Raw genomic sequence first — 15,350 nt, 5'->3', positions numbered from 1 at the left:
TATAACGCTTATATAATTTATGACCCATCACTAAATGAAGTTAATTACAAATTACAAATACTGGATTTTAAATTTCATAGGATGGATTGCCTTTGCATTTTTGATGCTTACCCTAGATAAAATTTCTTATTCCGAAGGTGTCGGTACGAACCGCTTTTACTATTTAGTTACAGAAGGTTTTACATGTGGGTTTTTAGGTTTTATTTTGTCTTTTATAATTCTGTTTTATTTAGAGAATTATTTCAATGTCGCCAATTTCACCAAAAAGGATGTCGTTAAACTGATCGCTGTGTTTATAGTGACACAAGTCATCTATCATCTTTTGCTTTGGCCAACCCTTAGTATTCTTATACATTATTTTTTAGAAAGAGATTCAAGTATTACATTTTTCATGAAAATGACCAATGTGCCACATTTTACTACGTATTTTATTGTGTGGTTATTTGTCGTTTTTACTATAAAAATTTATTATTATCTCAATACAATTAAGTTGCGTCAAGCACAATTACAGACTAGCTTAAAAGAATCTCAATTAAACACGTTGAAAGGGCAAATCAATCCGCATTTTATGTTTAACAGTTTAAATAATATTAGAGGGTTGATGTTAGAAGATGTTGATAAAGCACGAAGTATGCTCACGAGTCTTTCTGAAACTTTACGTTATTCACTTACAAAAAATGATGTGAGCTCAATTGCACTTGAAGATGAGTTAGAAATGGTAGATAATTATGTGGAGATTTCTAAAATTCAGTTTGAGGATCGTTTACAATTTGAAACTCATATTGATGACCAATCATTGACAAAGCAAATTCCGCCAATGATTATCCAAATGCTGATTGAAAATGCCATTAAACACGGGATTTCAAACTTAAAAAGTGGAGGAAAGGTGGTATTGACTACAGAGGTTACTTCAGAATTTTTAAAAATAGAAGTCAAGAACTCTGGCACAATTAAAACACATGTAAACTCCACCCAATTAGGTCTAAAAAATATTGAGCAACGCTTGGATTTATTGTATTCAAACAAGGCAACTTTCAATATAAAGGAAATAGAAAATCAGGTGATTGCTACTATAAAAATACCATTGTTATGATCACTTTAAAAGCTGTAATTGTTGAAGATTCTCGTTTAGCTCGTAATGAGTTAAAAGAGTTGATAAAAACACATCAAGAGATTGAACTTTTGGGAGAAGCAGAAAATGTAGATGAGGGTTTTAAACTTATCAATGAGACGAAACCCGATTTGTTGTTCTTGGATATTAATATGCCAGAAAAAGATGGTTTTGAGCTTCTTGAAATGCTCGATGATGTTCCCATTACTATTTTTACAACAGCTTTTGATGAATATGCTATAAAATCTTTTGAGTACAATGCTTTTGATTATTTATTGAAACCAATCAATCAAAAACGATTTTCAAAAAGTATAGAAAAGGTTATTGAGAGTGCAACAAAAGATTCAGAAATTAAAATTTCCGCAGATGAAACTAAAGAGGATGTTTTAAATCTCGATAAACAAATATTTATTAAGGACGGAGAAAAGTGTTGGTTAGTCAAAATTCAAGACATTACACTTTTTGAAATTGTAGGTAATTATACACGTGTCTTTTTTGAAAACAACAAACCTTTGATTTATAAATCTTTGGCACAGATTGAAGAAAAACTCCCATCAGATGTTTTTTTTAGAGCTAATAGGCAACAGATTATAAATATCCATCACGTTAAAAAAGTGATCTCTTGGTTTAACGGGAAATTAAAAATAGAAATGCAATCTGGAGAAGAAATTGAAATCTCCAGACGACAATCTTATTTATTTAAAGAACAGTTAAGTTTCTAATCAACCTTGATTCTCACGCCTTCACTATGACTGCTAAATTCTGGAGCATACATACTTTGAATCGTCGTAATCCCATTACTCATATCTCCTTCATTATTTACTCTTAAATCATATTCAAAAACGTAAACGCCTTTTGGTAAATAATCAAAAAAGAAGTTGGTTGATGCATCTTTTGTTGCCTCGTAATAACCTAATCCGTCTTGATATTTATACTGAGACATGACATTTACTGGTTCTAATCCTGCAGCTCTCATATCTTTCATATGGATAAATTCCATAGCACGATCACTACGAAGTTCTATGCGAACTCTTACCAAATCGCCAACTTTTAAATCGGTTTCTGGTGTGATTTCTGTGATTTGCTCTCCAGTATCTGTATTGGTTTTCTTAAACAGTTTTTTACTCAGTTTCAAAGGCGTTTCTGTCCCGATAGCTATCGGGATGATTTTATCTAAATCCTCAAAATATTGCCAGTATAAACTTCCCCAAGCAATGCCATCACCTTTTTTAGTTAATTTCACGGTTGCCATGTCTGGTTCAATTTCCGAAGAATTCCAACTCGTTTTAAAATACCCAGTTCCAGCTTCTACCTTAACATCTTCTAATTTTGAAGGCTCAATTTGTTGTCCGCCAATCACGATATCAACCATGTCTGTAACGCTTAGCCAATCGCTACCTTGAAGTAGTAATGCGTAAACAGCTTCGGTTGTAGCCTTAGTGGTTTTCCAACGGTTGGTTTGCTTGTTTTTAAGTAACCAGATTTTTAGATTGTCAATGTCTTCGAGATTTTTCGCTTCGCTCTGAATGACACTTCCAGCTTCGGAAAACGTCTCAATCAACAAGGCTTGCGTTTCAATTGGAGCTTGATACCAATACCAAGAATTCGTGTTTTCTTTCCAATACATTCCTAATTCTTCCGAAGTAATACTCGTTTCACGCAACGATTCTAAAATTTTTGCAGATGTGCTTTCATCATCCATTCTATGTAACACTAACGTCATTAAACCTTTGGCATATAATGCACGACTCAGCCAGTATTTCTGGATTTGCGTCTGGTAATAATCTGTAATCTCTTGGACTTGCTTCGATTTTTTTATCTCCGGAAAAAAGCTACGCATATACAAATAGTGCAGTTGCGTGTAGCTCAGGTGATCTTTACTTAAATCAACATCTTTATTATACTTTTTTATGTCTTTATATTCTTGTACAAACTCAGCATCTAAGTAAGCGATTGCTTTTTGAATCATTTGGTTTTCTTCAGACGCTTCGACTCCGCTCAGCGTGACATTTAGTTTATCTAAATGCCCAAAACCAGTAATAATGTGCTGAGTGATGTAACGGTTTGGTCGTCCTCCATTAAACCAAGACCATGCACCATTACTCATTTGTCCGTTTTTGAGTTTACGCATTGCAGAGTCTAACTCGTTATTCATTTTGTTTAAATCGAATAGTAGAGCAATACGTTTTTTCTGTTCGGTTTCACTTTGAGCATCTCGTAACCAAGGTGTTTCCTGAATTAAAATAGATTTCAATTCTTGGTTCTTTTCCAAATTAGATAATAATGCATCTGTGTTTCTCCACTGGTTGAAAACCTCCTGAATTCTCGGGTTACTATTCGCAATATGACTTGCTAAAGCATTGGCATAATAACGACTAAAGGTTTGTTCGTTACACTCATAAGGATACTCCATTAAATATGGTAAAGCTTGTACGGCATACCAAGCAGGATTTGATGTCATTTCTAATGTTAACTTATGATGCTTAAGCGTTGTAGATGTTGTCGTTGCCAACTTATCTAAAGTAAACGTTCGTGTTTCATTACTCTTAATCCACATTGGCAACGTTTCTGTCACCAACATTCTATTACTCAATACTGGTAACGCATTTTGTTCTCCATCACTAAAATCACCTGCTTTTGCTATGATTTTGTATTGTACAGCGTCTACATCAAATGGGATTTCGAGATTCCAAGTGACGTTTGTATTTCCTTTTGCTGAAACTTTAAATCCTAAATCATTATAAGCGTTTGAAAGTTTACCGTCAATAGACTCTCCTGTAAGCGCATCAAATAACTGAAGCACTGCAACACCTTCTAGTGCACCTTCAGTGAGATTAGCAATTTTAGTTCTGATACTAATTTTATCACCTTCTCTCAAAAAGCGAGGCGCATTTGGGATGACCATCAATTCTTTTTGAGTTATAGTTTCTAGCGACGTAGTTGCGCTTTCTAACGATTTTGTATGCGCTAATAATTGTAATTTCCATTTGGTCAAAGCCTCAGGTGTTGTGAAACTAAAACTTACATTGCCATCTTTATCGGTTTGTAACTGCGGAAAAAAGAAAGCAGTCTCTTGAAGATTCTTGCGGATTTTTACGTCGTCGAAGTTTTGTTTTTCTTTATCCTTTTCAGTGATTTCAGCAATTATTGCTCCTCCACTTTGTTCAGTTTTACTATTAAAAACAATAGCTTTTTTACTTGCTGAATCCATTACCATTACCGTTTCTAATTCTTCATCTGCTTCCATTAATGACATTGCTTCTTCCCTAACTTGAGGTGAGGATAATGAATTTCTTCCTCTAATTATTACTGTTTTTCCATACCCAAAATACATCCCGAAGAAATTTAAAGCATCATAATTTTGAACGCTATAATTTCTAGACCCTTTTTGTAAATTGTTAACTGTAAACGGATTCATTGTAAAACTCCTCCCAGAATTTGATCTATACGACGAATAGTAAGAGGGTTGTTGAATTGGATTAAACGACCAATTATGACTTTTAAATTGATCTAAAGAGGCATCATACATACTTGCTAACAATTCTGCAGCGACTTTATCGCCTTTTGGCCCTTTGATTTTAAAACGCCAAGTTTCATCGGTTCCTGGTTGTAATTTATCTCTAAAGGTTTGTGTTTCTATTTCTAAATCTGTTTTAGGATAAGGCACATTGATATTTAAGCTTCCGTTATTGAAACTGTTTTTAAATGCATAACTATAATGCACCACAAAACCACCTAAATCTTTTGCAGATACAGGGATTTTTATCGTTTGTTTATTGTTATTAAGTGCAATGATTTGCTTGCTTATAATGTCATGATCTTTCTCAATTTCTATAGTAAGAAATAACCCTTCCGCAGAAGAACCAATTACAAGTTCTACAGTATCATTAATTCCGTAGGACGATTTATTAGTCGTAATATTAAAGAGCTGATTATCTGCTAAGGTGTTGTCATCGTTGCTGTAAACCATAGTTTGAGCTTCATCTTTAACGGCTTGACCAAAACGATCTTTACTTTCTAAAATGACGATGTAAGCTCCAGATTTCCAACGTTTGATTTTACCTAGTTGGAGTTCTTTGGAGGTTTCAGTATTAAAATCTTTATCATAAACAAGTTCGCCTTTCTCCCAGTTTTTAGAATCATGTTCATTGGTATAGGCTTCATTTGGAAACATGGTTTTAAACTCAGCTTCAGTAAACTCCTGATAATCTGGAGCTGCCCAAGGACGAGGTCTTAAAACAGCATTTGGTGCTTTAAGTTTATAGATTTTAATGTTTCCTTTTGCAGAAACAAACTCACCATTTAGATTTCTGGTATCTATAGAAAACATTTGTTTGCTATCATCTTTATCTAATTGGTTGGCGATATTAATTTGAGCAGTCAGCGCATGATACCCAACATTTACGGTTGTAGTTGCACTGCGAGTTTCGCCATTGATATCTGTAATATCTGCTGTGATTTCATAACTAAACGTTGGTAACGCAGATTTATCTTGTGTGGCATCTGGTATGGCTTTAAAGTCTATTTCAAACTTACCATCTGCATCAGTGGTCGTTTCTCCATGCGTAATTTCTTGTGGCTCAGAATTAAAATGAGGTCTGTACCAATAGTACCATCTTGGATATTGCACTTTTCTATGTACTCGATACACCACTTTTGCATCTGTAATATTGCTGCCTGCGTACGCAATCGCATTTCCGTTTACGGTAACGGTATCATTAACTTTATAAGTTTTTGTAACAGGTGTAAATTTAGCTTCAAATTTTGGTCTTTTATATTCTTCTACCGAAACAGATTGATAGGCATTTAAGTTGTTATCACCTTTGAGTCTTATTGAGAAATCGCCTGTTAAACCATTATTTGGAATGATAAATTCTCCAGCAACAGATCCGAATTCATTAGTTGCTAATTCTAAAGATTTGACTTCTTCGCCATTAGTATTGTAGAGTGTAACGTTAACAGTTTTATTGGCTAAAACTTCGGTTTTGTTGGTATTGGTTGTCATTGCAATCGCTTTAAAATATAGCGGTTGACCTGGTCTGTAGATGCTTCTGTCAGTAAATATAAATCCTTTGTAAAGGGTTTTGTTAGAATTATTATTTCCGTAGTCATAATAACGGTTGAGGTGTAAGCTTTCAAATAAAACAGTATCATTATTGGCTTTAATTGTGAGTTTTATTTGAGAACGATTGTACTCTGCTTTTTTGACTAAAAATTCGCCATTGACATCTGTAATGTATTTGTCTGTTTTATAACTTCCGTTATAATTTTTAACGTATTCTAACGTAATATTTGCGTTTTGTACAGGTTTTCCGTTTGTTCTATCAATTATTTGATAAGTGACATCTCCTTTATCTTCTTTTTGAATATAAGCAAGATTTGAAACTTGAATCTCTTTAAACGCATACGTTTTGTTGTCGTTTTGAACTTGACCAAAGATGATGTAGCGTCCGTTTTTTAACTTCGGAATTGCAATTTCTGTACGATGTTGCTGGTAATCATTTTCGTCTTTTAAATTAGAAGTCCAGCTTTCTATCGCTTTCATGTTATTTAAAATCTTAAGTCGTTCTTCAGTTTGATTATACGTTCGAATGACTTTTAACTCAGCATCTGTAACCGTTCCAATTTTAAATTGAATGTTGTTTAGGTTTTTGTACGTAATTAGTGAGAGGGCATTCTCGTTTATAGGCAGCACATCTTCAGTAAATATTTGTAGGGATTGCGCTAGTATTTGAGATTTTAGAATGTTGCATTTATCTGCACCTTGACTTTTTGGATATTTAGCGATGACAGTTTCACAAAGTTGTAATGCTTCTTTAAGTTTCCAACGATGTGTATCATTCGTTTTTGGTTGATAACTATTACCTTGTGTTTGATAAACTTTTGCAATTTCATAATCGTATAATGCAGCTACACTATTGTTTGCAGCATTCCATTTTTTACTTTCCTGACCTAAAGTTTCTAGTAAAAGATGCTCTTTATTATCAAAAATGCCATGTTGCGTAACAAAGGTTAAACGTTCTAGATTTACGTCTGCAAGTGCTTGAGGTGATTCATCCTGTAAATGAAATTTAATTAAGCTTTTATAAATCTTTAAAGCGTTTAATTGTAAAGACATGGTGTCTTTAGATTCTAATCGCATCACTGCAAAATCACTAGCTTTCCCAATAAGAGCTGGATTATTAATTTCAAATTTATAAGCAGGTCTGGTGATATTAGTTTCAGAAGTTTTATAGAAATTTAAGGCTTGATGTGATAGCAAATCAAAAAGCGTAGGTCTGTAAATTTTAGAATTGGTTTGAGAGATAATGATTGCTTCAAAATCCTCTAGATTGGTTTGTTGGAGTATGAGTCCGTTTTGTAAAGACTGCTCATAATTTTTGTGAATTTCCTCAAATAAAGTCTGCAAATCCCATGTTCTAAAATCTACTTCAGTAGTTGCAGAGTCTGTTGAATTATCAATTTTCGTTCGATTATAAAACTTCCATCTATTTTGAGTGAAATACTGCCAATATAATGTAGCCAACATATTTTGAAGCACATTTTTTGTAGGCGATTCACTTTTTGAAATCGCATCTTTAAACTCACCAATAATTTTAAATTGCGCTTCATCTTCTAGTATGAGTGCATATTTACTTCGGAAAAGTAACGTCTTAACTTCCTGAGGTGTATTCTTGCTAGCTTTTGCTTTTTTCTCAATAGTTTCAACAATTTTCAATGCAGATTTTGGCAAACCTTGACTTTCAAACTCATCGACTTCTTGCCAAAGTTTGGCATAGTCTTCGGTTTGAGCATTAGAGAAATTTGCAAATAATATGATCATTAGTATGCTTATAATTGGCTTCATAATTTTAATTTTAGGAAAACTAATCCTTTATTCTTCCGAAGAAAACAACAAATGAGTGATTGTTTTGTTTGGATGAGTGAAGTTAGTAATTTTTATAGTGAACTCCTTATCTTTGCTTTTTGAAAATCAAAAATAATACCATAATAAAATCAAAAATCTTTTGGTATCTTTTTTGCGTAAGTATTGATATGAAACGAGCATGCGAAATATAAATCAAATTCATAATTTATTATTAGCAAAAAGCATGTGATCGTTAATAAATAATATATATAAACACATGAAGTATTTAATATCTTTTTTCTTATTTCCCGTTGTTATGTTTAGTCAGTCGTCATTAAATGATGCCAAAAAACTCATTGATAAAAAAGAGTTTAAAAAGGCAGAACAACTACTTTCTCAATACGTTAAAAACAATCAAAACGATCTAGAAGCTATAGAACTATTTGGCGATGCCTATGGTCACCAGAAAAAATGGGATGAGGCAATCGTTCAGTATAAAAAATTAGTAGAAGGAAAACCAAGCGAAGCGAATTTTCATTATAAATATGGTGGTGCTTTAGGAATGAAAGCGCTTAGTGTGAGTAAATTAAAAGCACTCGGTATTATAGGCGATGTTAAAGATGCCTTTTTAAAAGCGGCAGAATTAGATCCAAAACATATTGACACACGTTGGGCTTTGGTAGAATTATACATGCAATTACCAGGCATTGTTGGAGGCAGTAAAAGCAAGTCTTTTAAATATGCTAATGAATTAGAAGCGCTCTCAAAAGTAGATGGCTATTTAGCAAAAGGGTATATCTATGAATATGATGACGAACCAGAATTAGCAGAGAAATATTACAAATTAGCTATAGAAACAGGAGGTTCACTAACTTGTTTTGATAAACTTACCGGTTTATACGAAAAGGAAAAACAACCAGATAAAGCTATCAAAAATATTGAAGCCTCTGGAGAAAAACATCAGCGTAACGCGATGCATTATCAAATTGGGAAAGTGTGTGCAGAGTATAATATTGAGTTAGATAAAGGCGAGAAATGTTTGCTAACTTATATTGAGAATTATTCTGCTAAAGACGGAGTACCAAAAGCTTGGGCTTATTATAGATTGGCGCAGATTTATAAATTCAGAAAAAATAAGGAAGATGCTTTAAAATGGATTGATAAGGCGATTATAGATTTGCCTGAGATTGATGTTTTTGAGGAAGAGAAAACAACGATTCAAGGTTTATAAACTTCTAATTAAAAGTTATCTATTTAGACTTTATACTTAACTCTTCAATTAGTATATTTGAACGTCTAGAAAACACAACACATGAACGTACATTTTATAGCTATTGGAGGAAGTGCAATGCACAATCTTGCCTTAGCACTTCACAATAAAGGATATCAAGTTACAGGAAGTGACGATACTATTTTTGAACCTTCAAAATCTAGGTTAGATGCCAAAGGATTATTGCCTGAAGCATTTGGTTGGTTTCCAGAAAAAATTACATCAAATTTAGATGCTATCGTTTTAGGAATGCACGCTAAAGCCGATAATCCAGAACTTTTAAAAGCACAAGATCTCAATCTTAAAATTTATAGTTATCCAGAATTTCTTTACGAACAATCCAAGCACAAAACGCGTGTTGTTATTGGAGGAAGTCACGGTAAAACAACTATAACATCTATGATTTTACACGTGATGCATTATCATGATCGTGATGTTGATTATATGGTTGGTGCACAATTAGAAGGTTTTGATGTGATGGTAAAACTCACTGAGGATAATGATTTTATCGTGTTAGAAGGTGATGAATATTTAAGTTCACCAATTGACAGACGACCAAAATTTCACTTGTACAAACCAAATATTGCATTAATGAGTGGGATTGCTTGGGATCATATTAATGTGTTTCCAACGTATGTGAATTATGTGGAGCAGTTCTCCATATTTGTAGATAGTATTGTACAAGGCGGAAGCATAAATTATAACGAAGAAGATTCCGAAGTAAAACGAGTGGTTGAAGCAAGCGAAAATCAAATTCGTAAAATTGCATATCAAACGCCTGAATATAGAGTTGAAAACGGACAAACATTATTAGCAACACCAGAAGGTGATTTGCCAATTGAAGTCTTCGGAAAACATAACCTCAATAATCTTGCTGGTGCCAAATGGATTTGTCAGCATATGGGAATTGACGAAGATGATTTTTATGAAGCTATTTCTACATTTAAAGGTGCAAGCAAACGCTTAGAGAAAATTGCTGAAACTTCTAACAGCGTCGCCTATAAAGATTTTGCACATTCACCAAGTAAGGTTGAAGCAACTACAAACGCTGTAAAAGAACAGTACGAAAATAGAACTTTAGTGGCTTGTTTAGAATTACATACCTATAGTAGTTTAAATGCCGAATTTCTAAAAGAATACAAAGGCGCTCTCGATGCTGCAGATGTTGCTGTTGTTTTTTACTCGCCTCATGCAGTAGAAATCAAAAAACTAGAAGAAGTCACTCACCAGCAAATTGCTAACGCTTTTGAGCGTGACGATTTGATTATTTATACCAATCCAGAGGATTTTAAATCGTTTCTGTTTTCTCAAAACTTTGACGATAAAGCGTTGTTGTTGATGAGTTCTGGTAATTATGGTGGATTAGATTTTGGAGAGGTTAAAGATCTTTTTCTGTAAGATTTGTCATTCTGAACTTGTTTCAGAATCTCATTAGAAATTGAATTATATTACTTATAACCTCAATAATTATGTAACAATTTTACTTATTTCTTTACAAATTGTTATAATAAATCTTTAATGAAATTCAAAAGGCGATTTTATGATGATAGCATAAATCTTAGAAACTTATCTAGGAAAAAGTTGTTGGTTTATACTATTGTTGCTGTTTCTTTTGCATTTATAATTTACAGTTTTCTATATGTAATGAGGGAATATTTCAGAGTCATGTCTTTTGACTATGGATTATATCCTAATATCCTCAGTGAAGAGAGTAGAAATTTCTATAATTTATTCTTAGCTGCACTCTCGTTAATTTTTAGTAATTCATTAGTAATTAGCTTTATTTTTGGAAGCACTCAGAAGACTATGTCTAAGAAGAGCCTGAAGCGAAGAAGAATTCTTATTGACCAAGTTTTCTTGAATTTAAATTTTTGTTACTGGTTTGGGAAATTGTGTTTATTGCTTGGAGTATTTTCATTTTGTTGTATTGATTTTAAGCTTCCAATACTTTTTAAGTACTTCACCATAGTTTTAATTATTGTTTTATATCTTGAATCATGGAAATCTTTGAGTCGAGTTTTAAGACCTAAAAGATTGAAATATTTGTCAATACATGCTTTGCTCTTTTGTTTGATTTCATTCGGTTTAAGTAAGATTGATATAGTCAATTACAAAGCAATTGATAAAATGGCTTTGGAATCGAATCCAATTGTAGATTTACCTAATTCTTTCTTTAATCAAGAGCGAAATAGAAGATATTATCCAAGTGTTACTTTCAAAATATTTCGAAATGAAAATAACAAAATCACTATTAGAAATGAATTTAATGAAGAGATAGAAATTCAGGATATTTTTAATGAGATTAATAGAGTACGCAATTCCATAGCGAGAGAAGAACTTATAGATTATTTGGAAATTAGAATTTCCGCAGAAAAGGATGTAGAGCTCAATTATATTAAACAAATTGAAGCAGCTTTTTATTCTTATGGTCAGTATAGTATAACTTATAATGTATTCAATGAAGATGAGCTAACCCGAAGATTTAAACAAACAGGTTTTAGTAAAAGAATAACTCCAGATGTACTTCAATTTAGACCTAAAGAAAAATCTTATTATCCACCAATGGTGGAACCAATTCCATACAACCCATCATTTAAAGACACTTTAAATGTATTCGTAGAAAAAATAATAATTATTGATAGTTTGATTGTTCCTAATGAGCAGTTAATTGAAAAATTTAAAAATCAATTTAATCAAGATAATGCTGTGAACTTTATTGTTTCTAGTGAAACAACTTATGAAGATTATATAACAGTTTTATCAGCTTACTTTAAGGCAGTGCATGAGCTACGTGAAAAAGAACAAACAGAATTTTATGAATATAGAGATTATAATGCATTCTATGAAGAACAGAAAAAACTCAGAGATAAATATCCAATAAGGACTATTGAAAGTTATAACAAAAAATAATTTTCTTCGGAAATATAATAACTAGTAGATTGTCACGTTATTCCTACAATCAACCAAACCAACAACTCTATTCTACACAACTACGTTTATTAATCAATTTCAAACCAATTTATTATTATGAAACGTATTCTTATCACAGTATGCCTATTCGCATGTTTATTTTCATGCTCAAACGACGATTCTATCACACCAGAAACTCAAGATCCTGGTTTTTATGCTTTAACTGTTGGTAACTCTTGGGTGTATAAAAGCCTAAGATATGATTTTAATGGTGAGGCTTATACAGATATAGAAATTATAGATTCAGTTTCTATTGTAGGTACAGAAAATATTTTTGGAAATTCCTACTTCAAATTTAGAACCAAAACGAGTGGAAGTCCAGATGAAGAAGCATTATGGAGTAATGCAAATGGTATTATGTTTGAGTTTTTTAGAGAAGTTGATGGGAGTCTTGTCAATGAAAATAATCAAATTGTTTTTACAACCACAGATTATACAGAACAAATCATTAATGCCCAAGATTGGGGAACTGTTTTTGAGATATTAGTAGAAGACTTAGTAACAGTAGATGTTCCTGCAGGAACATTTGAATGTTTTAACAAACAACGTTATGCAGAAACCTCAGGTGGTGTGACATTACCTTCTTTAGATAATATTTATTACGCAGAAGGCATTGGTTTAATTTATGATACTAAATCATTTGCAACACGAGCAACACCAGAAGTAATAAGACGATTAGATTCTTACAATGTTCAATAAAAATAAGACAAAAATGATTCAAAAAATTTCAATATTAGTACTTATAACACTGTGTTTGTCTTGCTCAAGTGATGACTCTATAGCACCTGAAACTCAAAACTCCAATTTCTATGCCTTAACTGTTGGTAATTCATGGATGTATGAAAACTTCCAATATAATGAAGAATATCAAACCTATGAAGAAACAGGTGTTATAGATAATATTACTATAACAAGTATTGAGAATATCTTAGGAGATGACTATTATATCTATAAAACTGTAACTACGGGAAATGATGATGAAATCCCGTTTTGTAATCCTAATGGAGAAAAGGAAGAATATATCAGAGCATATGAAGGTTATTTAATTGATAATACTTCAAGAATAAGATTTGTAAATAATGTCTTTGAACCTATTTTAGATCGGGAATATTCAAATGGAAGTTTATATTTTCAACTAGAGCAAGAAACAGAAACTGTTACTACAACAGCTGGTACTTTTGAGTGTCAAAAAATGTATCGCTATTTTGATCACAACGAAGAGGGAATTTGGAATGGTCGTCATTATTTCTATTATGCAAATGGTGTTGGATTAGTAATGGAAACACCTACATCATTTGCTGCTGAAATTCCTAATATAGAAAAACGTTTAATTTCTTATAATGTTCAATAAATCAGTAATTATGAAAAAATTTATATTTATTTCAATAGTACTAATGATGTTTTCATGCTCAAAAGATGATTCTCAAACACCAGAAACAACTGACTCTAATTTTTACGCTTTAACCGTTGGTAATTCTTGGGAGTACAAAAATTATAGGTACGATCAAAACACTCAAACTTATGAAGACACAGGAGTTGTTGATGCCATAAGTATTATCTCTACAGAAGTCATTGACGGAAACACCTATTTTAAATTTAGACGTTTAACAACAGGTAATGAAGATCAAATTACCTTTTGTAATCCCAATGGAGAACATTTTGAATACTTAAGAGAATCTGAAGGTAATCTCATATTGAGTACAGGTGAAGTTAAATTTACAAATAACGATTACACAGTTAGAATTGTAAGCGAAAATAGTTGGGGAAATATCGTAGAACAATTAACAGAAGATACTACAATACTCAATGTTGAAGCAGGAACTTTTGATTGTATAAATTCTGAACGCTATGCAATTTTACCAGATGGAGAGCAATCGTCAGGCTTAGATCGCTTTTATTATGCAGAAGGCATTGGTTTAATTTATGATACAACTTCATTTGTATCTAGTGATGTGCCAGTGATTATTAGGCGTTTGGATTCTTATAATGTTCAATAAATAATAAATAATAAATAAACATATTAAAATTTTAAAGTCTCAATCCATTAAGAATTGAGACTTTTTTATTTAAAAACGGTATCTAAAAATTGTTTCACACTTTCTTGATTTGCACGAATCAATTCTGTACGAGCATATTGTATATCCTTAGGTTTTTTATCCTGAGATAATTTGAATTTTCCTTCCCAAGACGTGATTTCAATCTCAAACATTTTTATGTAATCTAAGTTTCTATCTAATCTAGGATTATCAGGTTCTAACACGTATTTGTGGTCTGGAGCTTCGAGAAACTCAGTCATAGTTATTAAAGATTGTTTTAAAGCTGCTTTGCTTTCTATAGCGTTTACCGTTCCTTTGAGATGTAGTTTGATGTAGTTCCAAGTTGGTAATTGTGTCGTGCTATAAATACTCGGCGAAATGTAACATTGAGGTCCAGAGAACAAAATAGTAATGTCACGATTACCTTTTAAAAGTTTGGCTTGCGGATTATAAATATCAATATGACCAATCAACTTTTCGCCATCTAATATTAATGGCAAATGTGTAATTAATGGTGCATTATGTTCTACGGAAATGAGCGTAGCCAGAGGATACGTCTTAATAACTTCAATTAAATGCGCTTTGTCGTTGTCTTGATGATGCTTTGGTGGATAGTTCAATTGTGTGTAATTTTTTATTATACTAAATTATTTAAACACCAAACTGTTTTAAATGATGATCTAGATGTTTGTATTGCATTTCTCCCCATTGTTGTGCTGTAAAATAACCAAATGCAGGATGCGGATTCCATTCTGATTTATCACGATGAGAAAATGCTTCATCAATTAATGTTGTGAGTTGTTCTTTTTCCGAAGAAAAATCTTTAGTATCATTAGTTTTTAGAAACTTTGCTGTTGGTAATCCTTTTCGCCATGGCTTATCATTGTACAGCGATTTCTTAAAAAAGACTTTGGCAAACCAACTAGGTTTTAGTCCATAATTGTTTTTTTCTAGTTGTATATTTATAGGGCCTTGACAATGCCATAGCATTTGGCTAACATCCATTTTGCCCCAATTTGCTACAGAATTTTCATCAAGATTGTTTAATCTCTTCATGATTTCATCATGAGCTTCAAGTGTAAATAAAGATTTCATATTTGTCTTATTTAATCTAAT

The 15,350-nt window shown here is 32.3% G+C and carries 11 protein-coding genes; 8 read left to right on the top strand and 3 right to left on the bottom strand.

Going from position 1 to position 15,350, the window contains the following annotated elements; all coding sequences use genetic code 11:
• Positions 1–34: 34 nt before the first annotated feature.
• Together WNY78_RS09465 and WNY78_RS09460 are read left to right on the top strand one after the other, a co-directional pair.
• Positions 35–1,093: a histidine kinase gene (locus tag WNY78_RS09465; RefSeq protein WP_342872952.1), complete on the top strand. Its 1,059-nt coding sequence runs from the start codon at positions 35–37 to the stop codon at positions 1,091–1,093.
• Positions 1,090–1,833, top strand: a complete 744-nt coding sequence (locus tag WNY78_RS09460; protein WP_342872951.1) for a LytTR family DNA-binding domain-containing protein — start codon at positions 1,090–1,092, stop codon at positions 1,831–1,833. The genes WNY78_RS09465 and WNY78_RS09460 overlap by 4 nt, the downstream gene beginning before the upstream one ends.
• Here the strand turns inward: WNY78_RS09460 and WNY78_RS09455 are convergent.
• A complete protein-coding gene (locus tag WNY78_RS09455; RefSeq protein WP_342872950.1) occupies positions 1,830–7,958 on the bottom strand; it encodes an MG2 domain-containing protein in 6,129 nt (2,042 codons plus the stop codon). The genes WNY78_RS09460 and WNY78_RS09455 overlap by 4 nt on opposite strands.
• Before the next feature lie 277 nt (positions 7,959–8,235).
• Here WNY78_RS09455 and WNY78_RS09450 point away from each other — a divergent pair, with 277 nt between their 5' ends.
• The 6 genes from WNY78_RS09450 (at position 8,236) to WNY78_RS09425 (ending at position 14,195) form a co-directional block, all read left to right on the top strand.
• A complete protein-coding gene (locus WNY78_RS09450; protein ID WP_342872949.1) occupies positions 8,236–9,189 on the top strand; it encodes a hypothetical protein in 954 nt (317 codons plus the stop codon).
• Between the two features lie 81 nt (positions 9,190–9,270).
• Positions 9,271–10,626 carry a Mur ligase domain-containing protein gene (locus tag WNY78_RS09445; protein WP_342872948.1) on the top strand — a complete coding sequence of 452 codons (1,356 nt, stop codon included), beginning with the start codon at positions 9,271–9,273 and terminating at the stop codon, positions 10,624–10,626.
• Between the two features lie 120 nt (positions 10,627–10,746).
• Positions 10,747–12,138, top strand: coding sequence for a hypothetical protein (locus tag WNY78_RS09440; protein ID WP_342872947.1), 1,392 nt, complete (start codon positions 10,747–10,749; stop codon positions 12,136–12,138).
• Positions 12,139–12,255: 117 nt separating this feature from the next.
• Positions 12,256–12,897 (top strand): hypothetical protein, encoded by a 642-nt coding sequence (locus WNY78_RS09435; protein ID WP_342872946.1) that lies wholly within the window; start codon positions 12,256–12,258, stop codon positions 12,895–12,897.
• Between the two features lie 13 nt (positions 12,898–12,910).
• Positions 12,911–13,549, top strand: a complete 639-nt coding sequence (locus WNY78_RS09430; protein ID WP_342872945.1) for a hypothetical protein — start codon at positions 12,911–12,913, stop codon at positions 13,547–13,549.
• A 10-nt stretch (positions 13,550–13,559) separates the two neighbouring features.
• Complete coding sequence (locus WNY78_RS09425; RefSeq protein ID WP_342872944.1) at positions 13,560–14,195, top strand: hypothetical protein; 636 nt, start codon at positions 13,560–13,562, stop codon at positions 14,193–14,195.
• Between the two features lie 65 nt (positions 14,196–14,260).
• Here the strand turns inward: WNY78_RS09425 and WNY78_RS09420 are convergent, their stop codons facing one another.
• Positions 14,261–14,854, bottom strand: a complete 594-nt coding sequence (locus tag WNY78_RS09420) for an FMN-binding negative transcriptional regulator (RefSeq protein ID WP_342872943.1) — start codon at positions 14,852–14,854, stop codon at positions 14,261–14,263.
• A gap of 31 nt (positions 14,855–14,885) precedes the next feature.
• Positions 14,886–15,329 carry a DUF1569 domain-containing protein gene (locus tag WNY78_RS09415; RefSeq protein WP_342872942.1) on the bottom strand — a complete coding sequence of 148 codons (444 nt, stop codon included), beginning with the start codon at positions 15,327–15,329 and terminating at the stop codon, positions 14,886–14,888.
• Between the last annotated feature and the right edge of the window lie 21 nt (positions 15,330–15,350).

Origin of the sequence: Psychroserpens sp. AS72, from assembly GCF_038900375.1 — a bacterium.
GTDB lineage: Bacteria > Bacteroidota > Bacteroidia > Flavobacteriales > Flavobacteriaceae > Psychroserpens.
The sequence above is the reverse complement of the archived record's forward strand: the minus strand, read 5'-3'. Positions and strand labels throughout refer to the sequence as shown.